The sequence below is a fragment of the Streptomyces sp. Ru72 genome (assembly GCF_002920635.1).
GTDB lineage: Bacteria > Actinomycetota > Actinomycetes > Streptomycetales > Streptomycetaceae > Streptomyces.
The window spans coordinates 1-21,913 of sequence record NZ_PQSR01000024.1 but is presented as its reverse complement, the minus strand read 5'-3'; the positions used below and the strand labels follow the sequence as shown (position 1 = coordinate 21,913).

General features: G+C 71.2%; 22 protein-coding genes. 13 read left to right on the top strand and 9 right to left on the bottom strand.

Features of this window, described 5'->3' with window-relative positions:
* The first annotated feature begins 8 nt into the window (after positions 1-8).
* The 10 genes from thrC to C3488_RS14285 all read left to right on the top strand — a co-directional run bounded on the left by thrC (position 9) and on the right by C3488_RS14285 (position 11,785).
* A complete protein-coding gene (gene thrC, locus C3488_RS14330; RefSeq protein ID WP_103839787.1) occupies positions 9-1,289 on the top strand; it encodes a threonine synthase in 1,281 nt (426 codons plus the stop codon).
* Between the two features lie 52 nt (positions 1,290-1,341).
* Positions 1,342-1,617, top strand: coding sequence for a MoaD/ThiS family protein (locus C3488_RS14325; protein ID WP_029387398.1), 276 nt, complete (start codon positions 1,342-1,344; stop codon positions 1,615-1,617).
* 449 nt (positions 1,618-2,066) lie between these two features.
* Complete coding sequence (locus tag C3488_RS14320) at positions 2,067-2,270, top strand: cold-shock protein (RefSeq protein WP_004986573.1); 204 nt, start codon at positions 2,067-2,069, stop codon at positions 2,268-2,270.
* Positions 2,271-2,598: 328 nt separating this feature from the next.
* Positions 2,599-4,224 carry a chaperonin GroEL gene (gene groL / locus C3488_RS14315; RefSeq protein ID WP_103839786.1) on the top strand — a complete coding sequence of 542 codons (1,626 nt, stop codon included), beginning with the start codon at positions 2,599-2,601 and terminating at the stop codon, positions 4,222-4,224.
* A gap of 211 nt (positions 4,225-4,435) precedes the next feature.
* Entirely contained in the window at positions 4,436-5,560 is a 1,125-nt protein-coding gene (locus C3488_RS14310) for an NADH:flavin oxidoreductase (RefSeq protein WP_103839785.1), read from the top strand.
* Positions 5,561-5,779: 219 nt separating this feature from the next.
* On the top strand, positions 5,780-7,237 hold the full coding sequence (locus C3488_RS14305) for an MFS transporter (RefSeq protein WP_103839784.1): 1,458 nt from the start codon (positions 5,780-5,782) through the stop codon (positions 7,235-7,237).
* A gap of 135 nt (positions 7,238-7,372) precedes the next feature.
* Positions 7,373-8,926 carry a carboxylesterase/lipase family protein gene (locus C3488_RS14300; RefSeq protein WP_103839783.1) on the top strand — a complete coding sequence of 518 codons (1,554 nt, stop codon included), beginning with the start codon at positions 7,373-7,375 and terminating at the stop codon, positions 8,924-8,926.
* 72 nt (positions 8,927-8,998) lie between these two features.
* Positions 8,999-9,793, top strand: coding sequence for an alpha/beta fold hydrolase (locus C3488_RS14295; protein ID WP_103839782.1), 795 nt, complete (start codon positions 8,999-9,001; stop codon positions 9,791-9,793).
* Positions 9,794-9,914: 121 nt separating this feature from the next.
* A complete protein-coding gene (locus tag C3488_RS14290) occupies positions 9,915-11,060 on the top strand; it encodes an aromatic acid exporter family protein (protein WP_103839781.1) in 1,146 nt (381 codons plus the stop codon).
* An 83-nt stretch (positions 11,061-11,143) separates the two neighbouring features.
* Positions 11,144-11,785, top strand: a complete 642-nt coding sequence (locus tag C3488_RS14285) for a DedA family protein (RefSeq protein ID WP_103839780.1) — start codon at positions 11,144-11,146, stop codon at positions 11,783-11,785.
* A gap of 37 nt (positions 11,786-11,822) precedes the next feature.
* On the opposite strand, the gene C3488_RS14280 is transcribed toward C3488_RS14285, so the two are convergent.
* The 5 genes from C3488_RS14280 to C3488_RS40500 all read right to left on the bottom strand — a co-directional run bounded on the left by C3488_RS14280 (position 11,823) and on the right by C3488_RS40500 (position 15,386).
* Positions 11,823-12,503 carry a Uma2 family endonuclease gene (locus C3488_RS14280; protein ID WP_258053421.1) on the bottom strand — a complete coding sequence of 227 codons (681 nt, stop codon included), beginning with the start codon at positions 12,501-12,503 and terminating at the stop codon, positions 11,823-11,825.
* 59 nt (positions 12,504-12,562) lie between these two features.
* A complete protein-coding gene (locus C3488_RS14275) occupies positions 12,563-13,435 on the bottom strand; it encodes a helix-turn-helix domain-containing protein (protein ID WP_258053420.1) in 873 nt (290 codons plus the stop codon).
* A gap of 420 nt (positions 13,436-13,855) precedes the next feature.
* Entirely contained in the window at positions 13,856-14,089 is a 234-nt protein-coding gene (locus C3488_RS14270) for a hypothetical protein (RefSeq protein WP_103839778.1), read from the bottom strand.
* Complete coding sequence (locus C3488_RS14265) at positions 14,089-15,288, bottom strand: hypothetical protein (protein ID WP_146067863.1); 1,200 nt, start codon at positions 15,286-15,288, stop codon at positions 14,089-14,091. The genes C3488_RS14270 and C3488_RS14265 overlap by 1 nt, the downstream gene beginning before the upstream one ends.
* Positions 15,222-15,386, bottom strand: coding sequence for a hypothetical protein (locus tag C3488_RS40500; protein ID WP_181139014.1), 165 nt, complete (start codon positions 15,384-15,386; stop codon positions 15,222-15,224). The genes C3488_RS14265 and C3488_RS40500 overlap by 67 nt, the downstream gene beginning before the upstream one ends.
* A 707-nt stretch (positions 15,387-16,093) precedes the next feature.
* On the opposite strand from C3488_RS40500, the gene C3488_RS14250 reads away from it, so the two are divergent.
* Positions 16,094-16,609, top strand: a complete 516-nt coding sequence (locus tag C3488_RS14250) for a DUF6624 domain-containing protein (protein WP_103839776.1) — start codon at positions 16,094-16,096, stop codon at positions 16,607-16,609.
* A gap of 20 nt (positions 16,610-16,629) precedes the next feature.
* Here C3488_RS14250 and C3488_RS14245 read toward each other — a convergent pair whose 3' ends face one another.
* The 3 genes from C3488_RS14245 to C3488_RS14235 all read right to left on the bottom strand — a co-directional run bounded on the left by C3488_RS14245 (position 16,630) and on the right by C3488_RS14235 (position 20,037).
* The gene (locus tag C3488_RS14245) at positions 16,630-18,033 is read right to left on the bottom strand and encodes a PTS transporter subunit EIIC (RefSeq protein ID WP_103839775.1); all 1,404 of its coding nucleotides are present in this window, start codon (positions 18,031-18,033) and stop codon (positions 16,630-16,632) included.
* A 78-nt stretch (positions 18,034-18,111) separates the two neighbouring features.
* Complete coding sequence (gene murQ, locus C3488_RS14240) at positions 18,112-19,047, bottom strand: N-acetylmuramic acid 6-phosphate etherase (protein WP_103839774.1); 936 nt, start codon at positions 19,045-19,047, stop codon at positions 18,112-18,114.
* Between the two features lie 51 nt (positions 19,048-19,098).
* On the bottom strand, positions 19,099-20,037 hold the full coding sequence (locus C3488_RS14235) for a MurR/RpiR family transcriptional regulator (RefSeq protein WP_103839773.1): 939 nt from the start codon (positions 20,035-20,037) through the stop codon (positions 19,099-19,101).
* Positions 20,038-20,092: 55 nt separating this feature from the next.
* Between C3488_RS14235 and C3488_RS14230 the strand changes: the two genes are divergently transcribed.
* The gene (locus tag C3488_RS14230; protein ID WP_103839772.1) at positions 20,093-20,476 is read left to right on the top strand and encodes a hypothetical protein; all 384 of its coding nucleotides are present in this window, start codon (positions 20,093-20,095) and stop codon (positions 20,474-20,476) included.
* Positions 20,473-20,793 carry a DUF4031 domain-containing protein gene (locus C3488_RS14225; protein WP_103839771.1) on the top strand — a complete coding sequence of 107 codons (321 nt, stop codon included), beginning with the start codon at positions 20,473-20,475 and terminating at the stop codon, positions 20,791-20,793. Before C3488_RS14230 ends, C3488_RS14225 begins: the two co-directional genes overlap by 4 nt.
* Here the strand turns inward: C3488_RS14225 and C3488_RS14220 are convergent.
* A complete protein-coding gene (locus tag C3488_RS14220; protein ID WP_103839770.1) occupies positions 20,741-21,805 on the bottom strand; it encodes a GNAT family N-acetyltransferase in 1,065 nt (354 codons plus the stop codon). The genes C3488_RS14225 and C3488_RS14220 overlap by 53 nt on opposite strands.
* Positions 21,806-21,913 lie beyond the last annotated feature (108 nt).

Below are 21,913 nucleotides of genomic sequence, written 5' to 3'. Positions count from 1 at the left end.
CGCCTGACATGGCTGTGCATACAGTTGCAAGCACCACCGACTCCGTGAACCTCGGCCCCGCCGCGGCCCTGTCCTGCCGCGAGTGCGGCCACCGGGTGCCGCTCGGCCCGGTCTTCGCCTGCGAGGAGTGTTTCGGCCCCCTGGAGGTCGCCTACGACTTCTCGGGCTACGACACCGAGGAGCTGCGGAAGCGCATCGAGGCGGGCCCCGCGAACATCTGGCGCTATGCGCCGCTGCTGCCGGTCCCGGCGGACGTCGCCGACAAGCCGAACCTCAACCCGGGCTGGACCAAGCTCGTCAAGGCCGACAACCTGGCGCGCGAGCTGGGAGTCACCGGCGGGTTGTATGTGAAGGACGACTCCGGTAACCCGACGCACTCCTTCAAGGACCGCGTGGTCGCCCAGGCGCTGGAGGCGGCGCGCGTCTTCGGCTTCACCACCCTGTCCTGCTCCTCCACCGGCAACCTCGCGGGCGCGGTCGGCGCCGCGGCGGCCCGTGCCGGCTTCCGCTCCTGCGTGTTCATCCCGCACGACCTGGAGCAGGGCAAGGTCGTCATGGCCGCGATCTACGGCGGCGAGCTCGTCGGCATCGAGGGCAACTACGACGACGTGAACCGCTTCTGCTCCGAGCTGATCGGCGACCCGGCGGGCGAGGGCTGGGGCTTCGTCAACGTCAACCTGCGGCCGTACTACGCGGAGGGCTCCAAGACCCTGGCGTACGAGATCGCCGAGCAGCTCGGCTGGCGGCTGCCGGACCAGATCGTGGTGCCGATCGCCTCCGGCTCGCAGCTCACGAAGATCGACAAGGGTCTGCAGGAGCTGATCAAGCTCGGGCTCGTCGAGGACACGCCGTACAAGATCTTCGGCGCGCAGGCCGAGGGCTGCTCGCCGGTGTCGACGGCGTACAAGGCGGGCCACGACGTCGTGCGGCCGCAGAAGCCGAACACGATCGCCAAGTCGCTGGCCATCGGCAACCCGGCCGACGGCCCGTACGTCCTGGACATCGCCCGCCGCACGGGCGGCGCCGTGGAGGACGTGACGGACGAGCAGATCGTCGACGCCATCAAGCTGCTGGCGCGCACCGAGGGCATCTTCGCCGAGACGGCGGGTGGCGTGACCGTCGGTGTCACGCGCAAGCTGATCGAGAACGGCGTCCTCGACCCGGCGAAGACGACGGTCGTCCTCAACACCGGGGACGGTCTGAAGACGCTGGACGCGGTGGCCGACACGGGGCTGACCGCGACGATCCGTCCTACCCTCGAGTCCTTCCGCGAGGCCGGTCTCGTCTGACCTCCGCCCGCCACAACCCAGCAGCCGTACCCCGACCGGAGGTCATCCCCCGATGAGCGTCACCGTCCGCATCCCCACCATCCTGCGCACCTACACGGGCGGCCAGGCCGAGGTCACCGCCGAGGGCGCGACCCTCGCCGAGGTCATCGCCGACCTGGAGAAGAACCACACCGGCATCGCCGCCCGTGTCCTGGACGACCAGGGCAAGCTGCGCCGCTTCGTCAACGTCTACGTGAACGACGACGACGTCCGCTTCGAGCAGGGCCTTGAGACCGCCACCCCGGACGGCGCGGGCGTCTCCATCATCCCGGCGGTCGCGGGCGGCTGACGGTCCTTCAGGCGCCTGATCATTACCCTCGGTAATGTAGGTGACCGAGAGTTCATCGAATTGCCCTCTCCGCGAGAGAAGCGGAGGGGGCAATTCTGCATGGTTGAGCGCGGTACAGTTGGGGAACGCGCTCCCGGACTCTCCTTCCGGGTCCGCGATCAGCGGCCGCGCGCCCGACAAGATGCAGCCAAAGTGTGCAGGGCTTTTGCGCCATTCATTCCCTTTGCCCGGCCCGACTTGCCCTGAATTCGGGTGAATTCTCCGTACATTCCCGACCGGTCGGACCCCGAATTCTCGTCCGATTGACCTGTTGCAGAGGGCAGTTGGACAGATACATTCAGCCGCGGTCGACGCGTTCCGGCGCACGCCCCCAACCGTTGGGGGGTGAGGTCTGACCCGGATCCGCGAAGTGTGGATCTGTGCAAGGGCCAGTAATAGGGGAGTTAGGCATGGCTCAGGGCACCGTCAAGTGGTTCAACGCGGAGAAGGGGTACGGCTTCATCGCGGTCGACGGTGGTGCGGACGTCTTCGTCCACTACAGCGCGATCCAGATGGACGGCTACCGCACCCTTGAAGAGGGCCAGCGGGTCGAGTTCGAGATCTCGCAGGGTCAGAAGGGCCCGCAGGCGGACATGGTCCGCGTGACCGCCTGATACAACGCGCCGACGACTGAACTGTTCGACGTGTCGAGGGGCTCGTATCCCGTCCGGGGTACGGGCCCCTCGGTCGTGCCCGGCCATCGGCTCCTCCACGGGGCGCACGGGAGCGTTCACCTCTGTGCACCTTGGACGCCGCTTGCACTCGGCAGGGGCGAGTGCTAATCATTGGCGTTAGCACTCTGAAGGTGAGAGTGACAACAGAAGGACCGGGTCGGTGAGGCCGCGGGCCGGGTGGGGCAAGGAACCTCCGGCCGGGGCCGTCCGTCGCGGGCGCGGGCGCGGTCCGAAGTAATCACCCCCAGTCCTGGGAGGACCACTTCACATGGCCAAGATCATCGCGTTCGACGAGGAGGCGCGGCGCGGCCTCGAGCGCGGCATGAACCAGCTCGCGGACGCCGTCAAGGTGACCCTCGGCCCCAAGGGCCGCAACGTCGTCCTCGAGAAGAAGTGGGGCGCCCCCACGATCACCAACGACGGTGTCTCCATCGCCAAGGAGATCGAGCTCGAGGACCCGTACGAGAAGATCGGCGCCGAGCTGGTCAAGGAAGTCGCCAAGAAGACGGACGACGTCGCCGGTGACGGTACGACCACGGCGACCGTGCTCGCCCAGGCGCTGGTCCGCGAGGGCCTGCGCAACGTGGCCGCCGGTGCCAACCCGATGGGCCTGAAGCGCGGCATCGAGAAGGCCGTCGAGGCCGTCTCCGCCGCCCTGCTCGAGCAGGCCAAGGACGTCGAGACCAAGGAGCAGATCGCCTCCACGGCCTCCATCTCCGCCGCCGACACCCAGATCGGCGAGCTGATCGCCGAGGCCATGGACAAGGTCGGCAAGGAAGGCGTCATCACCGTCGAGGAGTCGCAGACCTTCGGTCTGGAGCTGGAGCTCACCGAGGGCATGCGCTTCGACAAGGGCTACATCTCGGCGTACTTCGCCACCGACATGGAGCGTATGGAGGCCGTCCTCGACGACCCGTACATCCTGATCGCCAACTCCAAGATCTCCTCGGTCAAGGACCTGCTCCCGCTCCTCGAGAAGGTCATGCAGTCCGGCAAGCCGCTGCTGATCATCGCCGAGGACGTCGAGGGCGAGGCCCTGTCGACCCTGGTCGTCAACAAGATCCGCGGCACCTTCAAGTCCGTCGCCGTCAAGGCCCCGGGCTTCGGCGACCGCCGCAAGGCCATGCTCGGCGACATCGCCATCCTCACGGGCGGCGAGGTCATCTCCGAGGAGGTCGGCCTCAAGCTGGAGAACGCGACCCTGGACCTCCTGGGCCGCGCCCGCAAGGTCGTCATCACCAAGGACGAGACCACCATCGTCGACGGTGCCGGCAACGCCGAGCAGGTCCAGGGCCGGGTCAACCAGATCCGCGCCGAGATCGAGAACAGCGACTCCGACTACGACCGCGAGAAGCTGCAGGAGCGCCTGGCGAAGCTGGCCGGCGGCGTGGCCGTCATCAAGGCCGGTGCCGCCACCGAGGTGGAGCTCAAGGAGCGCAAGCACCGCATCGAGGACGCCGTCCGCAACGCGAAGGCGGCCGTCGAGGAGGGCATCGTCGCCGGTGGTGGCGTGGCCCTGGTCCAGGCGGCGCAGAACTCCTTCGAGAAGCTGGACCTCGACGGTGACGAGGCCGTCGGCGCCGAGATCGTCCGCAAGGCCCTGACCGCCCCGCTGACCCAGATCGCCGTCAACGCCGGCCTCGAGGGCGGCGTCGTGGTGGAGAAGGTCCGCAACCTCACCCCGGGCCACGGCCTGAACGCCGCGACCGGTGAGTACGTGGACATGATCGCCGAGGGCATCATCGACCCGGCGAAGGTGACCCGTTCCGCGCTGCAGAACGCCGCCTCCATCGCCGCGCTGTTCCTCACCACCGAGGCCGTCATCGCCGACAAGCCGGAGAAGGCCGCCGCGCCCGCCGGTGGCGGCATGCCGGGCGGTGACATGGACTTCTGATCCTCCCGAGGATCGGTACCAGTCCTTCCGTACGAGGGCGGCACTCCCTGTCTGTGGCAGGGGGTGCCGCCCTCGGGCGTGTCCAGGATCACGCGGGCGTCCCGCCCGGCCTGGAATGTGGGGCAGCGCATAGGCAGTTGCTTCAGAAGCTGCAACAATGCGCGCGCACATACCAGTCGGTTAACAAAACGATCTTCGAGGAGCCCCTCACGTGACCGTCACCACGCCCGCCTCCCGCGCGGCCCAGATCCTCTCCCGCCCGATCGCGCTGGGTGGCCTCACCGTCCCGAACAGGATCGTGATGGCGCCGATGACCCGCATGTTCTCGCCGGGCGGCGTCCCCGGCGAGGACGTGCGCTCCTACTACGCGCGCCGCGCCGCCGCCGGCGTCGGCCTGATCGTCACCGAGGGCACCTACGTCGGCCACGAGTCGGCCGGCCAGAGCGACCGCGTCCCGCGCTTCCACGGCGACGAGCAGCTCGCGGGCTGGGCCAAGGTCGCCGAGGACGTGCACGCCGCCGGTGGCACGATCGTCCCGCAGCTGTGGCACATCGGCATGGTCCGCAAGCAGGGCGAGCCCCCCTTCGCGGATGCCCCCGCCGTCGGTCCGTCCGGCCTGGTCACCGCGGGCGCCGAGCCCACCGGCAGGGCGATGACCCAGCAGGACCTGGACGACGTCGTCGAGGCGTTCGCCCAGGCCGCCGCGGACGCCGAGCGCATCGGCTTCGACGGCGTGGAGATCCACGGCGCCCATGGCTACCTCGTCGACCAGTTCCTGTGGGCGGGCACCAACCGCCGCACGGACGCGTACGGCGGCGACCCGGTGGCCCGCACCAGGTTCGCGGCCGAGATCGTCGCGGCGGTCCGCGAGCGGGTGTCCCCCGACTTCCCGGTGCTCTTCCGCTACTCGCAGTGGAAGCAGCAGGACTACACCGCCCGTCTCGCCGAGACCCCCGAGGAGCTGGAGGCGATCCTCACCCCGCTCGCGGCGGCGGGTGTGGACGTCTTCCACGCCTCCACGCGCCGCTACTGGCTGCCCGAGTTCGAGGGCTCCGACCTCAATCTCGCCGGCTGGACGAAGAAGCTCACCGGCAAGCCGGCGATCACGGTGGGTTCGGTGGGCCTGGACGGCGACTTCCTCCGCGCGTTCCAGGGAGAGGGCGCCCCGGTCAGGACCCTCGACAACCTCCTGGACCGACTGGAGTCGGAGGAGTTCGACCTGGTGGCGGTGGGCCGGGCGCTGCTGCAGGACCCGGAGTGGGCGAAGAAGGTCCTTCAGGGCCGCTTCGACGCGCTGGGCGCGTATGACGCGGCGGCGCTGAAGACCCTGTACTGACCGGAGCGCTGACGGACGGGGCGCCGAGGCCCCGCACCGACGAACGGGGAGTACGGCCCCTCGCCCTTCGACGGCGGTGGGGCCGTACCCCTGTACGGCTTCGCCGCACGGCGTGGCGTGCTCTCAGGTCCAGCGCGGCCGAATTCGCTTGCTTAAGTCAATCAATAGGCATAAGGTTGCGTAAGTCAAGCAGATCCATGCCCGACGGAGGCCCCCGACATGTCCCCCAACACGCCGCCGAGGCCCACCGCCATCGTGGCCGTCCTGGCCTTCGCCGGCATCGTCGTCTCGCTGATGCAGACGCTGGTCATCCCGATCGTCCCCGAGCTGCCGCAGTTGCTGCACGCCTCGTCGTCGGACACCGCCTGGGCCGTCACCGCCACCCTGCTCGCGGGCGCCGTCGCCACCCCTGTGACGGGCCGTCTCGGTGACATGTACGGCAAGCGCCGGATGCTCCTGCTCAGCGCGACCGTGCTGGTGGCCGGATCCCTCACGGCGGCCCTCAGCGACTCCCTCACTCCGATGATCGTCGGACGGGCCCTGCAGGGCCTGGCGGCCGGTGTCATTCCGCTCGGCATCAGCATCATGCGCGACGAGCTGCCCGCCGAGCGCCTGGACTCCGCCACCGCGCTGATGAGCGCCTCCCTCGGTGTCGGCGGCGCCCTCGGCCTGCCCGCCGCCGCGGTCATCGCCGAGAACTACGACTGGCACGTGCTGTTCTGGACCTCGGCGGTCCTCGGCGCCGTGGCCGCCGTCCTCGTCCTCGTGTGCGTGCCCGAGTCGAAGGTGCGCACCGGTGGGCGCTTCGACGCGGTCGGAGCCCTGGGCATGGCGGCCGGACTGGTGTGCCTGCTGCTGGCGATCTCCAAGGGCGCCGACTGGGGCTGGGGGAGCGGCACCACCGTCGGCCTGTTCGCGGCGGCCGTCGTCGTCCTGCCGGCGTGGGGCTTCTTCGAGCTGCGCGTCGCGGAGCCGCTGGTGGACCTGCGCACCACCGCCCGCCGCCAGGTGCTGGTGACGAACCTCGCCTCGATCGCGATCGGCTTCGCGATGTTCGCGATGTCCCTGGTCCTCCCGCAGCTCCTGCAGCTGCCCACGGCGACCGGCTACGGCCTCGGCAAGTCCCTGCTCACCGCCGGTCTGGTGATGGCGCCGTCCGGCCTGGTGATGATGGCCGTCGCCCCGGTGTCCGCGGCCGTCTCCAAGGCCAGGGGGCCGAAGACGACCCTGATGACCGGCGCCCTGATCGTGGCCGCCGGCTATCTGCTGAACATCGTGCTGATGGACCAGGTCTGGCACTTCGTGCTGGTCTCCTGCGTCATCGGCGCCGGCATCGGCTTCACCTACGGCTCCATGCCCGCGCTGATCATGGGGGCCGTGCCCGCGTCCGAGACCGGTGCAGCCAACAGCCTCAACACGCTGATGCGGTCCATCGGCACCTCCACCGCGAGCGCGGTCGCCGGCGTGATCCTCGCCAACATGACCAAGGCCCTGGGGCCCGTCACCCTGCCCTCCCGGGACGGCTTCCGCACCGTCCTGGCCATCGGGGCCGGTGCCGCGCTCCTCGCCTTCGCCGTCGCCTCCTTCATCCCGCGGCGGCGTCCGGCCACCGGGCAGACGCCGCCCGCGGCCGACGGTCCGGCCGGGCACGCGGAGGTCTCCGAGGCCAAGGCGTAAAGTCCAACTGATCGTCGGGCCGGGCGGTCGCGGTCCCGCCTCGTGCGGGCGGCGGCCGCTCGGCCGTCCGTGCACCACGTGTTCCACCGGCACCCGGACGAGGGGCCGTACCGGCGACAAGTTGGAGGTCACACGATGACGACAGCCGAATCCCGCACGCCGACCACCGACGACGAGACCGGACCCGTGGTGCGCACCGCGACCGGCGCGGTGCGCGGGCGCCGGGAGGACGGGCTAGCGGTGTTCCGCGGCATACCGTTCGCCGAACCGCCGGTGAGGGCGGGGCGCTTCCAGGCACCCCGCCCGGTGCGCGCGTGGGACGGCACACGGGAGGCGTACGCCTTCGGCCCGCCGCCCCCGCAGGAGACGGCCATCCTGGGCCGTACCGGCGTCCTGGACGCGTCCGTCGGCGACGACTGGCTGACCGTCAACGTCTGGACGCCCGATCCGGATCCGGCCTCCCGCCGTCCCGTGATGGTGTGGATCTACGGCGGCGCCTACAAGCTGGGCCACGCGGGCAGCCCCGGATACGACGCCCGGCACCTCGCCCGCGACGGTGACCTCGTCGTCGTCACCTTCAACTACCGCGTCGGGATCGAGGGCTTCGCCCGCATCGAGGGCGCCCCGGCCAACCGGGGTCTGCTGGACCAGGTCGCGGCCCTGGAGTGGGTGCGGGACAACATCGAGGCGTTCGGCGGCGACCCGGAGCAGGTGACCGTCTTCGGCGAGTCGGCGGGCGCCGGGTCGGTCGCCGCGCTGCTGGCCATGCCCAGCGCGGCGGGGCTGTTCCGGCGGGCGATCGCCCAGAGCGTGCCGGGCACGTACTTCTCCGACGCACTGGCCCGTGACCTCGCGACCGCCATCGCCGCGGAGGCGGGCCTGCGCCCCACGGCCGCCGACCTGTCGGCCGTGGACCCGCGCCGACTGACCGACGCGGGCCAGGCGTTGAGCGCCAAGATGCTCCAGTACCAGGACCGCTGGGGGCAGGTCGCGCCCACGGTGACCCCCTTCTCGCCGGTCGTCGACGGCGAGGTGCTGCCCACCACCCCCTGGCAGGCGCTGGCGGGCGGCGCGGGCCGGGACGTCGAGCTGATCACCGGCCACAACCGGGAGGAGTACCAGCTCTTCCTGGTCCTCGGCGGCATGCTCGGCCGGATCACCGAAGAGCAGGTGACGGGAGCTTTGCGCCTGTTCGCTCCGGGCCCGGACGGCGAGGCCGCCTACCGCGCCGCGTTCCCCGACGCCACGCCCGACGAGCTGTACGAACGGATCCAGTCCGACTGGCTCTTCCGCATGCCCACCCTGCACCTGGCCGAGGCGCAGGTGGCCGGGGGCGGCCGTGCGTACGCGTACGAACTGACCTGGCCCGCCCCGGGCAGCGGAGGCGTCCTGCGCGCCTGCCACGGCCTGGACATCCCGCTGCTGTTCGGCACCTTCACGGCGGACCTCGGCTCCCTGCTGTTCGCGGACGGGGAGCCCGGCCCGGAGGCCGAGGCGCTGGCCTCCCGCTTCCGCACGTCCTGGACGACGTTCGCGAGGACGGGCGACCCGGGCTGGCCGGCGTACGACACCGAACGCCGGCTGGTGCAGGTGCTGGACGTGGAACCGACGGTCACGGCGTATCCGGAGGAGGCGTCGCGGCGCATCTGGGAGGGCTACGAGTTCCCGGCGCTTCCGCTGCGGGGATGAACCGCCGCTGCCCATGGGGCAGTTGGTGAGCGCGCCCGGAATACGGTCCGCGGTGCGCCGCGTTGCCTGATCATGACGCTGCGCCTGACGCTTCCGAACGGCACCGACCTCGCCTACGAGTCCACGGGCGAGGGCCCGCTCGCCGTGTACGCCCACGGCCTGCTGCTGAGCCGGCAGGCCGAGGCGGACCTGGGCCTGTACCGCTGGACGGCGGTCGAAGCCCTGCCCGGCCGCCGTTTCGTGCGCTACGACGCCCGGGGGCACGGTGAGTCGGGTGACCGTCCGCACGCCGGCGACTACACCTACCCGCGGTTCGCCGACGACCTGCTGGCTCTGATGGACCACCTGGACGGCGGGCGGCCCGTGGCGGGCATGGGCGGCTCGCTGGGCTGCGCCACCGTGCTGACCGCGGCGGTGCGCGCACCCGAGCGGTTCGACCGCCTGGTGCTCGTGATCCCGCCGACCGCATGGGAGACCCGGCCCGCTCAGGCGGAGCTGTACCGCACTCTCGCCGACGTCACGGACAAGGAGGGCGTGGAGGGGTTCGGAGCCGCTCTGGCGGGCGCGCCGGTTCCGGAGTCCCTCGCCGACGCGCCGGGCTACCCGCCGCGGTCGTTGGGGGCGCACCCCGAGACGCTGTCGGCGCTGCTGCGCGGGGCGGCGGCCTCCGATCTGCCGGCCCGGGAGGAGATCGCCCGTCTCGCCCAGCCCACGCTGGTCCTCACCTGGAGCGGTGACCCGGGGCACCCGGTCTCCACGGCGGAGCAACTCGCCGAGCTGCTGCCCGGCGCGCGACTGCACGTCTCCCACGACACCACCGACATCGCGACCTGGGACGAGCGCATCGCGGAGTTCCTGCGGGGATAGATCCGTTCCTGCGGGAGAGAGCCGTACCCGCGGGGGTCGATCCGCGTGCCTTCGGCACGGTGCGGGCGGGCACGGAGAAAACGGGCGCATTCATCGCGAGCCGCGTGGCACCTGGGTTGCCATGAGAGGGAAGCGTACGGCGATCCAGCCGGTGTGGCGCTGGCTTCAGACGGCCGGCCAGGCGGTGCGGCGGGCCTGGGAGGAACCCGGCCGGGAGCGGGACATCGTCGTCCAGGCACTGAAGGCGGCACTGGCCGCCTGGGTGGCCTGGGCCGTGGCGGGCTGGTGGCTGAAGGCCCCGGTGGCCTTCGTGGCGCCCTGGGTGGCGGTCGTCCTGGTGGAGTCGACCGTGTACCGGTCGATCGCGCACGGGCTGCAGCAGCTCGCGGCGATCGCCACCGGCACGGTCGTGGCGACGGCGGCGGCCCTGCTGCTGCACGACACGATGACCGCCATGGCGCTGGTGCTGCCCACGGTGGTCCTGCTGGGCCACTGGCAGCGCCTGGGCAGCCAGGGCGTCTACGCGGCCACCGGCGCGCTGTTCGTGCTGACCGACGGGCAGGTCACCGTCGCCACCTCGGCCGCCCGGATCGCCGAGGCGGTCTTCGGGGCCCTGGTCGGGATCGTCGTCAACGCGCTGATCCGGCCCCCGGTGTATCTGCGCGACAGCCGGGCGGCCCTCCAGGACGCCGCCGGGGAGGCCCACGACATCCTCGAGGCGGTGGCCGGCGGGATGGCCGAGGACCGGTGGGACGCCGACGAGGCCACCGCCTGGCACGAGCGGGCGCTGCGCCTGGAACGCCTGGTGGACCAGGCCCGCTCCGCGATCGGCTGGAGCCGGGAGAGCATGCGCATCAACCTCCGTCGCCGCTCACGCGCCCACTCCGCGCCGGGAAAGGACTACGACGACGCGGTCGTGGTCCTGGACTACGCCGCCGTCCACACCGCCGGTGTCACCCGGGCCGTCCTGGAGGCCGCGTCCGAGGACCGCCCGGCGGCCCGGCCGGACCCGTCCACCGCCCGCCGCTACGCGGACTTCCTGCACCAGACCGCGCAGGCGCTCCGGCTCTACTGCGCGAGCCGCTTCGGCAACCGGGACGACCACGAGCTGCGCCAAGCCGTGCGCAAGCTGCGCGACACGCACGACGATCTCCGCCGGCACCTGGCCGGCTCGGTACCGGACGACCCCAGCGAGGTCGCCACCTACGGCACCCTGCTCACCCAGGCGCGCCGCCTGGTCGACCAGCTCGTCGCCACGGAGCCCTGACCGTCGCGCTCCTGCCGCGCGGGCGTGCAGGACCATGGAAGCCGGTGCCGACAGCTCATGCCCAGCCGCACGGGAGACCGCCGATGACACAGCCCCCGCTCCCCGGAGTCCTGGCCGACGTCGCCCCGATCCTGGACCACTGGGGCTATCTGGCGGTCGCCGGCCTGGTGTTCATCGAGGACTTCGGCGTGCCCGTGCCCGGCGAGACGATCCTGATCGTCGCCGCCGTCTACGCGGGCGCGGGCCGGCTCAACATCGTCCTGGTGGCCGTCATCGCCTTCTTCGCCGCCGTGCTCGGCGACAACGTCGGCTACGCCATCGGGCGCTTCGGCGGCCACCGGCTCGTCGAGCGCTACGGCCGCTACGTCCTGCTCACCCCGGCCCGCGTGAAGAAGGCGGAAGGCTTCTTCACCCGGCACGGCGGCAAGGTCGTCACCGTCGCCCGTTTCATCGAGGGCCTGCGCCAGGCGAACGGGATCATCGCCGGGATGGCCGGAATGTCGTGGCGCCGGTTCCTGATCTTCAACTCCCTGGGCGCGGCCCTGTGGGTCGGCGCCTGGGTCACGTTCGGCGGCCTGGCCGGGGCCCACCTGGACACGCTGTACCCGGCGATCCAGCGCTACGAGCTGTATGTGCTGATCGCGATGGCCGTGCTGATCCTGGCCCTCATCGGCCGGCACCTGTGCCGCCGCCGCAGCGACGCGCAGCGGCAGCCGGAGCAGTGAGGAGGCGGGCCCGGTTGCCCACGGGCATGGTTCGTGATCAGTCGGAGTAGTCCTTCAGTCCCTCGGTGTCCAGGGTGAAACCGACGGGGTCGGGAAGCTCGGCCCGGGAGCCCCATGGATAGGTCGGGGCTTGCAGGTAACGGCCGTCCTTGGGCTCCGAGAAGACGGTGACCGTGTTGGTGTCGCGATCGATGAGGAGGTACACGGGGATGTCGGCCTCCGCGTAGCCGACGGGCTTGTCGACGCGGTCCCGCTGGTCGGTGTCGCGGTCGTGAGACGTGATCTCCACGGCCATGAGGATGCCGTTGGTCGGGGACCACTCGCCGTCGCCCTTGAAGTGGTCCACCGGCACCAGGGTTCCGTCCGTGCGGGCTCGGCCCTTGCGGTATGCCTCGGCCTTGACGCCGGCCTCGGGGACGAGGTCCAGGTCGGGGCGGTGTTGCATGCACTGGCGCAGCAGCCACATGAAGATCGACCGGTGGTTGCCGTCCGGCATGGCCTTGACCTCGACTTTTCCGTTGATGTACTCGAGCCTCACGGTTTCCGGAGCCACGGCGGCCAGCTCCTCGAACTCGTCGACGTCGAGCGGGCCGTGCCGGACGCACAGCTTTCCGCCGAGGAACTCCAGCCTGTTCCGCAGCTCCCTCGGAGCCCTGCGGACCAGTTCCTCGAAGTCCTCGACCGACATCTGCGGGCCCTCTTCGGTGTCAGGGGTCATGGCGTCGCCTCCTTCCCTCCATCGTGCCCCGGGGTGGTGTCGGCGGACCGTGGGAGCCGTCACGCGGGTGTCCTTTCACGTCGTCGCAGCGACATCTCACTGCGGGTCTCCGCCGCACGGGCGTGGACCGTCGAGGCGGGTAGGGGCGCTTTGGGGTGAGCAGGGGCGTGCCCGTCTCGGCACGCGCCACAGAGGCCGCCCGGCAGCGCTTCCGGGCGTCCCGGGATACCGCACTCCGCGCATTCGAGGAGACGCAGAGTGCGGGGTGCGGGCTCCGGCGGAAGCTTGTCGGTCAGGCGCCTGCGGACCAGGGCCGCCGGGTGGTGGACCGGGGAGGGCAGGCCGGCGGTCAGGGCACGGAGTACGGCCTCGTCCGTGGCGCCCCTCGCGAACCACTGGGACACGAGCGGGGCGAGGGCCGCGCAGTCGGCCTGGGAGAGCGACAGGGCGGGGGCCGTGCGACCGAGGGCGGCGAGGAGGGTGTGGGCGCGGGAGCGGGTCGGCCGGGGTACGTCCGCCGACGGCTCCTTCGGCACGTCGCCCCGGACGAAGGCCGCCCACCAGTCGTCGTCCCGTGCCGTGCGGGCGAACCACGATCGGGTGATCCAGCGGAACTCCCCCGAGTCCGTCTCCAGGCGCTCCCGGCCTCGACGCAAGTGCCCTGCCCGGTGGAGGTTGTTGAGGACGGTGCGGAGTGCGCACTGGCCGTACGGAAGGTGCTTGGCCAGCGTTTTCACGGAGATGCCGGCGCCGTCGGGAAGGCGGTCGATGTAGGCGGCGACGGCGGCTTCGCGGGGTGGGAGGTGGGCGAAGTCGAGGTTGGCGCCGGGGCGTTGGCCAGGGGCAGAGCGCTTGCCGTAGCCGGGATTGGCCATCGGGTGCGGGGAGGCGTGCGCGGGCAGGGAGGCAGCACTAAGCTTGGCGTCAGCCATGGGATCGACTTGCCTTCGATCTCGTAGGTCAAGCCCCCGCAGGTGTTGGTAGCACCGAGCGGGGGCTGTTCGTTATGCGGGCACGCTAGAGCCTCGTCACCGTGCGTTGCAAGCTGAACGCGGTAAGTCAACACGCAGGGTGGGAGGGTGGGTTGAGGCCCTCCACCCGTTCCCTGCAAAGAGGGCTCGAAGCGCGGGACTTGAGCTTCGGGGCGCAGATCGGCTGGGATCGCTGGGGCGTTGCTGAGTCAGGGCGCGCCGGTGCGCAATCGGTCAGTGATGGCGCCCTGGACGTCGGTGAGCCACTGACGCAGGGAGGCACCCTCAGGCAGGGGCTCCTTTCCAACTCGTCTTCGACAGTGCTCCTTCTCCGCGTCGGTGACGGTCAGGATGCGAGCCACGCGTGGCAGCAGTGAGCCGTCAACTGACGCTCATGCCCCGTTCTGGCCACTGGCTGCGTTCCTCGAACAAGGAGTTGATCTTGCGTGATGCCTTGAGGAACGTGTAGTCGGCGTTGCCGTCGTCGGATGTCGAGGTGCGGCTGCCCGTGTCCATCGTGAGCGTACGGTCCATCTCCGCGGGATCCTCGCCGAAGGAGTAGCGGATGGAGCCCGGCCGCTCGGACAACTTCTTGAAGTAGACCAGGGACGCCATTACCACTCGCTCTCGAAGTCTTCCCGCTTGTTGAGCGGAACCTTGCTCTGCCAATTGTAGTTTTGATTGGCTACCCGATGTGCTTCCTGGTAGGTCGCACCTGGGTGCGTGCGCAGGTACTCGAGCTCTGTGAGTTCGTGTTCGAGCAGCACATGGTCCTCGGGCAGAGCGTTGCCGGAACGAAGGCGGATCCAGGCATCGGCGATCTCGGCGTCGGCGTCGAATTTGCGCATGACAACCTGGCCGGTTTCGTAGTCCTCGATCGGGTGCTCCGTGTCGAAGACGTGCTTCTTGACGGCAGAGATCTCTTCCTCGGTGAAACCCGTCGTCCCGTTCGCGCGGCGCACACCTGCGGTGTTACGGCTGATGGCGGCGATGTCGCGGGAATCCCGCCGGAAGTTGTCGTACGCGGCTTCAGCCCAGTTCGTCTGCGCCGGATCGTCGAGGATGTCACGTGGGCGCCGCCGGGCGCCGGTGAGCCACTCGTCGCTGTTTCGTGTCACCGGCAGGATGGGAGCAGTCTCGTACGGCATGCCGGCCAGGGCCATTCGAGATCCGGCTAGATCGAGGCTTATGCCATCGAAAAGGCCGGATACCCCTCCGGCCCGAGCAGCCTGATAGGTGGTCCCGGCCCCGCCCACAAGGCCACCGGCGAGTGCGCCGTAGATGCCGGCCTGCCGGGCCTCGTCGAGGTTGATGGCGGTCTTCTGCTCGCCCAGGGCGATGGCGGTGGGCTGGGCGACGGCCAGGTCCACGGTGATGGACTCCACCCCGCCGAAGGCCGCCGTGGCCAGGGTGGTGCCGGCGATCGTGGCGACTTCCTCGGTCACCGCCACGCCCAGGGATGCGGCGAGTTCGGTGACGCCCGCCGCCGCGGCTGCCGCGGCGCCCTCGGAGATGCCGGCGGTGAAGAAGGCCAGGGCGGTGCCCGCGACGAGGGTCGCGCCGACGATCTCCAGTTCGTGTTCGAGGTGCTTCTTCGCGCCGTGCACCGCATCCGCGTAGGAGTCCAGTGCCTTGGCCATGTCCCGGGCCGCATCGGCCAGGTCCTTCAGCCAGCCCCGGCCGCCGTCGTAGTAGCGGCGCCAGAACGTGTGGAAGGCGTCGATCGACTCGCCTTTGTTGTCCTCGATCAGCGCACGGCGGCCTTGTTGGCGGCCGCGGTGATGTCGTCGACGTCGTCGGCGAAGGACCGCCATGCCCGGGCCGCGTCCCGCAGTGCGTCCTCGTCGGCGTCCGGCCACCACATGCCCGTCAGGTCCTGGACGACCTTACGGGCCTTGTCCGCGACACTCACGTGCCGTCACCCGTGGTGTGGTGGCCGAACATGCCCCGGATGCGTTCCTCGTTGTCGATGTGCTTGTCGGCCATGTCGACCAGGCCCGCGTGGATGCTGGCCAGGCCGTCGACGAGGATCTGGGCGGAGTGCTCGATCCGCGTGAGGTGCGGGGCGTAGGCCGCGTGGAACTTCTGCCCCTGCTCGTCGTCGCCCCACGGGGCGCCCGCCGCGGCCAGGTTTTGCTTCAGCGTGGTCAGCGCGTGTGCGAGAGCAACGCTTTCGCGTGGAAGGCGGGTGCCGCCGTCTTGATGTCGTCGACCTTGATGTCGAGTATCTCGTCCTTGCGGCCCATGAGTTGGCGTCTTCCCCTCCGTCGACTGCCCGGCTGTTCGACCCTAGCCACCGGGTGTCAAGCCATGACGGCACGTCATGCAAAATCGGAGCAAATATCGGTTCGGTAGCCGTGAGTTCGATCATGGGTCGTGTCGCCTGGGAGGTAGGGCAGGTGTCGGTCGTGCATCGTGTCGTACCCGGCCCGAGCGGAACCTGGCCTACTCGTGCCTGACGCTTTCGAGGAACGCCGTCCAGGTCTCCGCCCGGAACACGAGCTTCGGGCGAAGTCCTCCGTCCCCAGGACCTCGTCCGGCATCCGCGCGTACTCCGGCTGCATCCGCCGTGTCCCCGGCCTCCAGTCGCCCGATGAACGAGCCGCTCACGAACGGAGAGTGACCCACGACGTCGCCGCTCTGGCGCAGGAACTCCTGACCATGGCCGAGGCGGACCACCGGGCCGCTGTCCGGGCGAACGGCGACGACCCGGTCGAGCAGCTGGCATGGCGCCGGCTGACCGCTCGGCACGGGGACCGGCTGGCTGCGATCATGGACGAGTTCGGCTGGCCGACGGCGGATGCCGTCGGCGAGGAGGCTGCCCGTGCGGCCTGGCTGATCGCCCAGCACGCGGACCGCCAGCTCGACGTCCAGCGCCGTGCGCTCCGGCTGATGGAGCAGGCGGTGGCGGCCGGGACGGCCCGTCCGCGCGAGCTGGCGTTCCTGCGCGACCGGACGCTGGTCAACGAGGGGCGCAGGCAGGTCTACGGGACCCAGATCGCCGGTGTGAGAGAGGACGGTTCGCCGGTGCCGTGGCCCTGCGAGGAGCCCGAGCGCGTGGACGAACTGCGTGCCGAGGCCGGCATCGAGCCCTTCGCCGAGTACGTCGCCAAGTTCGCGCCGAGCTCCGCATGATCGCCTCCCGCGCCGACTGGCTACGCCCGACGCGCGAAGCCGAACGCGTACGTCGTCACGAAGCCCACCAGATAGCCGGTCAGCAGGCCCCCGGCGTAGATCGCCGCCGTCGCCCCCGGTCCCCTGTTCCCCGCCAGCAGCGGAAACAGGGCCCATCCGGACGGTCCGATCGCCGTCGCGCCCACCTTGTAGCCGAGCATCGCGAAGCAGCCGACGAACGCGCCGCCCGCCGCGCCGCCGACGCACGCCGTGAGGAACGGGCGGCCGAGCGGCAGCGAGACTCCGTAGATCAGGGGCTCGCCCACGCCCAGCAGGCCCGCCGGGAGGGCGGACCTGATCGTCGTACGGAGGGAGAGGTCGTGGCGGAGGCGGACGTAGACCGCCAGGGCCGCGCCCACCTGGCCCGCGCCCGCCATCGCCAGGAGGGGGAGCAGGACCGTGGAGCCCTGCTGTTCGATCAGAGTGGTGTGGATCGGGATCAGGGCCTGGTGCAGGCCCAGCATCACGAGAGGGAGGAACAGGCCGCCGAGGACCAGGCCCGCTGCCGCGCCCGTCGTCGACAGGAGCCAGTTCGCCGCCGTGCCGATGGCGCTCGCCGCCGCTCCGGCCGCGTACATCAGGACGTAGAGCGTCACCAGGCCGGGGAGGAGCACCGTGAGCGTGGGGGTCAGCAGGACGTCCAGGGTGGCCGGGACCCAGGTGCGGCACCACTTCTCGACGCCCGTCGCGAGGAGCGCGGCGGCCAGGGCGCCCAGCACCCCGCCCTGGCCGGGGGCGAGGGCCGTCCCGAGCACCGTGACCTTGGCGACCCCCGGGTAGACCACGACCGCGGCCACCGCGCCGCCCAGGACCGGCGTGCCGCCGAACTCCTTCGCCGTGTTGTGGCCCACGAAGACCGCGATCAGGGCCATGAAGGCGGAGGAGAGGGTGGTGAGGGCGGGTGTGAGGGACGGCAACAGGCGCAGGTTGAGGAGCAGGCCCGTCGCGCCCGCGATGACACCGCAGCCGATGAGGGCCGGGATCAGCGGCACGAAGACGTTCGCCACGCGGCGCAGGAGGATCTTGCCGGGGGTGGCGTTGCGCCGTCGCCGGGCCTCCTTCAACGCGGCTCCCCGCGAGGCCGGGTCTCCGGCCGACGAGGCCCCCCGGGCGGCCGGTTCGTCGGCGCTCGTGCGGACGAGGGCCTCGAACTCCGCCGTGATCTGTGCGGCCTTACCCGGCCCGAGCACGGTCTGGTACGTGTCGTCGTCCACCACTCCCAGCACCTCGGGCAGCGCGCGCAGGGCGTCCTCGTCGACGAGGGATCGGTCGGCCAGGCCCAGCCGCAGCCGGGTCATGCAGTGGGCGACGGAGGTGACGTTCGCGGCGCCGCCGACCAGGGGGAGCAGCGCGGCGGCGGTGGCGGCGTATGAGGTACTGGGCACGGGTCGAGGGTGCGGCGCCTGCAACCACCGAGGCGGGCGCCGCGCGGCAACCTCCGCCGCTCTCCACCGAAAGGCGGCTCAGCCGCCCGACTTCTCCAGCGCCGCGCGCAGATGCCCTCCGCTCTGAGCGAGGAGACGTTTCGCCGTCGGGCCGTCCACGCGGCCCAGGATGGTGAGGATCGCGTGCTTGACCTCTCCGCCCGTGGCCGCGAGGGCACGCTCGATCTCCTCGTCGCTCGCGCCGGTGGCCAGCGCCACGATGCGGTGGGAGCGGGCGCGCAGCTTGTCGTTGGAGGCGCGGACGTCCACCATCAGGTTCCCGTACGTCTTGCCGAGGCGGATCATCGTGATCGTCGAGAGCATGTTGAGGACCAGCTTCTGCGCCGTGCCCGCCTTCAGCCGGGTCGAGCCGGTCAGCAGTTCGGGGCCGACCACGATCTCGATGCCGTGGTCGGCGGCGGCCGCGAGCGCGCTGTCCGCGTTGCAGGACAGGCCGACCGTCAGCGCGCCCCGCGCCCGCGCGTGCTCCACCGCGCCGACCGCGTAGGGCGTGCGCCCGGACGCCGAGACGCCGACCACCGTGTCACTCTCCGTCAGCTCCAGCGCGTCGAGGTCCTTCGCCGCCAGCTCCCTGGAGTCCTCCGCGCCTTCGACCGACGTCACCATGGCGCCCGGGCCGCCCGCGATCAGCCCCACGACCTGGGAGGGGTCCGTGTCGAAGGTGGGCGGGCACTCGGACGCGTCCAGGACGCCGAGCCGCCCGGCGGTCCCCGCGCCCGCGTAGACGAGCCGGCCGCCGCGGGCCATCCGCTCGGCGATGGCGTCGATCGCGGCGGCGATCTCCGGCAGCCGTGCGGCGACCGCGGAGGGCACGGTCGCGTCCTCGCCGTTCATCAGTTTCGCGATCTCCAGCGTCGGCAGCCGGTCGATCTCGGCCAGCTCGGGACGGAACGCCTCGGTGGTCAGCGTCTCCAGCTCGGCGCGGAGATCGCGGGGGTGGGACGAGGAGGTCATGAGGGTGGCTCGTTTCCGGTGCGGAACTGCTCTGGGAGGAGGACGGAAGGGCTAGCGCTTCGTTCCGCCCCGGGGGCGGTGACGGTGCGCCAACGCCTCGTACGAGGCGGCCAGCGCCGGCGCCGCCGTCTCGTACGTCCGCTGCGCCACGCCCACGAACAGGCAGTCCACCACGAGCAGTTGGCTGGTGCGGGACGACATCGCGGCCGGGCGCAGCTCGCTCTCGCGGGCCGTGGACGTGGTCAGGACGTGGTCGGCGTACTGCGACACCGGGCCGTCCGGGCGTCCGGTGATCGCGACGGTGGTCGCGCCGTGCTCGAAGGCGACGCGCAGCGGTTCGATGACGTCGCCGGTGGAGCCGGAGTGCGTGATCGCGATCGCCACGTCCTTGGTGCGCAGCTGCACGGCGTTGGTGACGGCGAGGTGCGGGTCGCTGTGCGCGTGGGCTATGAGACCTATCCGCAGCAGCTTCTGCACCAGGTCCTGGGCGACGAGCCCGGAGGCGCCTATGCCGTAGACGTCGACGCGGCGGGCGGCGGCGAGCGCGGCGACGGCGGCGCCGAGCTGCACGGTGTCGAGTCCGGCCGCCGTGTCGGCGAGGGTCTGCTGCTCGTCGTGGGCGAGCTTGGCGACGACATCGGCGATGGGGTCGTCGACCGCGATGTCCGCGGTGACGGACGGGGCGCGGCCCGACTGCTGTTGGGCGGCGAGCCCGGCGAGGGCGAGCCGCAGGTCCCGGTAGCCGGGGTAGCCGAGCAGGCGTGCCGTGCGGACGACGGTGGCCTCGCTGGTGCCGGTCAGTTCGGCGAGCCCGGTGACCGTGAGCGCCGCGCAGCCGGCCGGGTCCCCGGCGACGGCCTCGGCGACGCGCTGCATCGACCGCGTCATGGACGGAGCGAGGGTGCGCACCTTGGCGGCGAGGGCGGCGGGGGCGGGTGGCACCCCCGGACCCACCGGCCCGGAGAAAATTTCCTTCACGTCTCGGCTCACATGTGAAAGCTATTTTCGATTCGGTCGTCCGGTCAAGAGTGCGCACAATAGGGGCATGGATCCCATCAGCCCCCTGGAGCAGGCCCTGCACGCGGCGCGCGCCCTAGTGCTCGCCGACCTGGTCGCGGGCGAGGTCGCCCAGGCGGACGTGGTGTCACTCGTCGAGGACTCCGTGGCCCAGCGGCGATGGTGGGTGGAGCAGTGGCCGGACGGCGCCGACTACGTGGCGGGCCTGGTCGCGCAGGACGTCCAGGACGCGCTCCTGGAGCGGTACGGCCGCTGGCCGCTGTGCCCGGTCTGCGGCTCCGGCGACCCGCACGCCCTCGACGTGGAGCCGGAACTCGGGCCCAACCCGCACTGGGTGTGTCCCAAAGCCGGTGTGAAGGTCGCGGCGGTGGGCTCGCTGGCGAGGGCGACGGGCGGGATGGCGTCCTCGTGACGGTCTACATCGACCCTCCCGCCTGGCCGGGTCACGGCCTCCTGTGGTCGCATCTGATCAGCGACGTCTCGTACGACGAACTCCACGCGTTCGCCGGGAGGCTGGACGTGCCGCGCCGCGCCTTCGAACGCGACCACTACGACATCCCCTCGCACCGGTACGCGGACGTCGTGGCCGCCGGTGCGGTGGAGGTCTCCAGCCGCGAGGTGGTGTGGCTGCTGCTCGCGTCCGGACTGCGCCGGCGCAAGGGCCGCGAGCAGGGGCTCAGCGGTGCAGCGCGTACGCGTACGTCTCCTCGTCCTCACTCACTCGGGTGAACCCGGCCCGGGTGACAACGCCCTGCGACGGGATGTTGGCCCGCTCGACGGTGGCGAAGAGCGTGCCGACGTCGTCCCTGGCCAGCGCCCACGCGGCGAGGGAGCGCAGCGCTTCGGTCGCGTAGCCGTGGCCGCGGGCGCCCTCCACCAGGTCGTAGCCGACCTCCGCGCGTCCCTCCTCGTCCGGGGCTCCGTGGAAGCCCATGCTCCCCACCGCACGCCCGTCTTCCCTCCGTACGAGCGCGAAGACGCCCCACTCCGGCCGGTGCACCCCGGCCTCGTACGCCTTCACGAGCATCCCGGCGGCTTCCCGCGTGCCCTCGAAGGGCTCGCCGTCGAGCCACTCGAAGCCTCCGGTGCCGCCCATGCGCAGATCGGTGGCGGCCGCCGGGGTGACGCCCTGAAGGGTGAGACGCTCGGTGGGGACGACCAGGTTGTTGCTCCAGCGCCACTCGGTGACCGGCTCACGCCCGGGCAGATCGCCACGGCCCGTGGCCCACAGGAGCGTCGGCCAGGGCTCGGGGCCGGGCCGCACATGCGGGAAGAGCCGCATGAGCAGGTCCTCGCACAGCTCGGCGGGCGGGGCGTAGGCGAGCCCCAGGCCCTCGGCGATGTCGTGCGTGTGCAGCACGACCTCGGTGACCCCCATCGCGGCGAAGCCTTCACGGTTCGCGCTGCGGAACGGGTACGGGTGGAAGGCGCGCACCTCGCGCGGGGTGGTGCGTATGGCGGCGACGAGCAGGGCGCAGGTCGTCTGCAGGATGTCGAGCGCCGCGTCGTTGCCGACGTCCTTCGCGATGCCGAACGTCAGGGGCAACCGCCTCTCGGCCCGCCCCGCCAGCCCGCCCGCGTACCTGAGGAGAGCTTCGGCCATGTGCTCCGCCGTGCGTCGGCAACTCCAGTCCAGCCGACCCGCCTTCACCCTGTCCCAGTCCCGGTCCACCGCCGTCCGCAGGACCGTCACGGCCCCCGCGACCGCCTCCGTCACCTGTTCCCCGCCCATGCTTCGCATACGGGGCAGCGTACGGGCCGGGCGCTCAACGGAGCGACAGCATTTCCAGCTCGGAGGTGATGTTGTAGCGGGCCGTCGCCTCCCACTTCTCGCGCCCGTACGGGGTGC

Excerpts from the sequence above, each read along its gene's own strand:
- thrC (WP_103839787.1), top strand. The coding sequence starts at position 9 with ATGGCTGTGCATACAGTTGCAAGCACCACCGACTCCGTGAACCTCGGC.
- C3488_RS14325 (WP_029387398.1), top strand. The coding sequence starts at position 1,342 with ATGAGCGTCACCGTCCGCATCCCCACCATCCTGCGCACCTACACGGGC.
- C3488_RS14320 (WP_004986573.1), top strand. The coding sequence starts at position 2,067 with ATGGCTCAGGGCACCGTCAAGTGGTTCAACGCGGAGAAGGGGTACGGC.
- groL (WP_103839786.1), top strand. The coding sequence starts at position 2,599 with ATGGCCAAGATCATCGCGTTCGACGAGGAGGCGCGGCGCGGCCTCGAG.
- C3488_RS14305 (WP_103839784.1), top strand. The coding sequence starts at position 5,780 with ATGTCCCCCAACACGCCGCCGAGGCCCACCGCCATCGTGGCCGTCCTG.
- C3488_RS14300 (WP_103839783.1), top strand. The coding sequence starts at position 7,373 with ATGACGACAGCCGAATCCCGCACGCCGACCACCGACGACGAGACCGGA.
- C3488_RS14295 (WP_103839782.1), top strand. The coding sequence starts at position 8,999 with ATGACGCTGCGCCTGACGCTTCCGAACGGCACCGACCTCGCCTACGAG.
- C3488_RS14290 (WP_103839781.1), top strand. The coding sequence starts at position 9,915 with ATGAGAGGGAAGCGTACGGCGATCCAGCCGGTGTGGCGCTGGCTTCAG.
- C3488_RS14285 (WP_103839780.1), top strand. The coding sequence starts at position 11,144 with ATGACACAGCCCCCGCTCCCCGGAGTCCTGGCCGACGTCGCCCCGATC.
- C3488_RS14280 (WP_258053421.1), bottom strand. The coding sequence starts at position 12,503 with ATGACCCCTGACACCGAAGAGGGCCCGCAGATGTCGGTCGAGGACTTC.
- C3488_RS14275 (WP_258053420.1), bottom strand. The coding sequence starts at position 13,435 with ATGGCTGACGCCAAGCTTAGTGCTGCCTCCCTGCCCGCGCACGCCTCC.
- C3488_RS14270 (WP_103839778.1), bottom strand. The coding sequence starts at position 14,089 with ATGGCGTCCCTGGTCTACTTCAAGAAGTTGTCCGAGCGGCCGGGCTCC.
- C3488_RS14265 (WP_146067863.1), bottom strand. The coding sequence starts at position 15,288 with ATGGCGGTCCTTCGCCGACGACGTCGACGACATCACCGCGGCCGCCAA.
- murQ (WP_103839774.1), bottom strand. The coding sequence starts at position 19,047 with ATGACCTCCTCGTCCCACCCCCGCGATCTCCGCGCCGAGCTGGAGACG.
- C3488_RS14230 (WP_103839772.1), top strand. The coding sequence starts at position 20,093 with ATGGATCCCATCAGCCCCCTGGAGCAGGCCCTGCACGCGGCGCGCGCC.
- C3488_RS14220 (WP_103839770.1), bottom strand. The coding sequence starts at position 21,805 with ATGCGAAGCATGGGCGGGGAACAGGTGACGGAGGCGGTCGCGGGGGCC.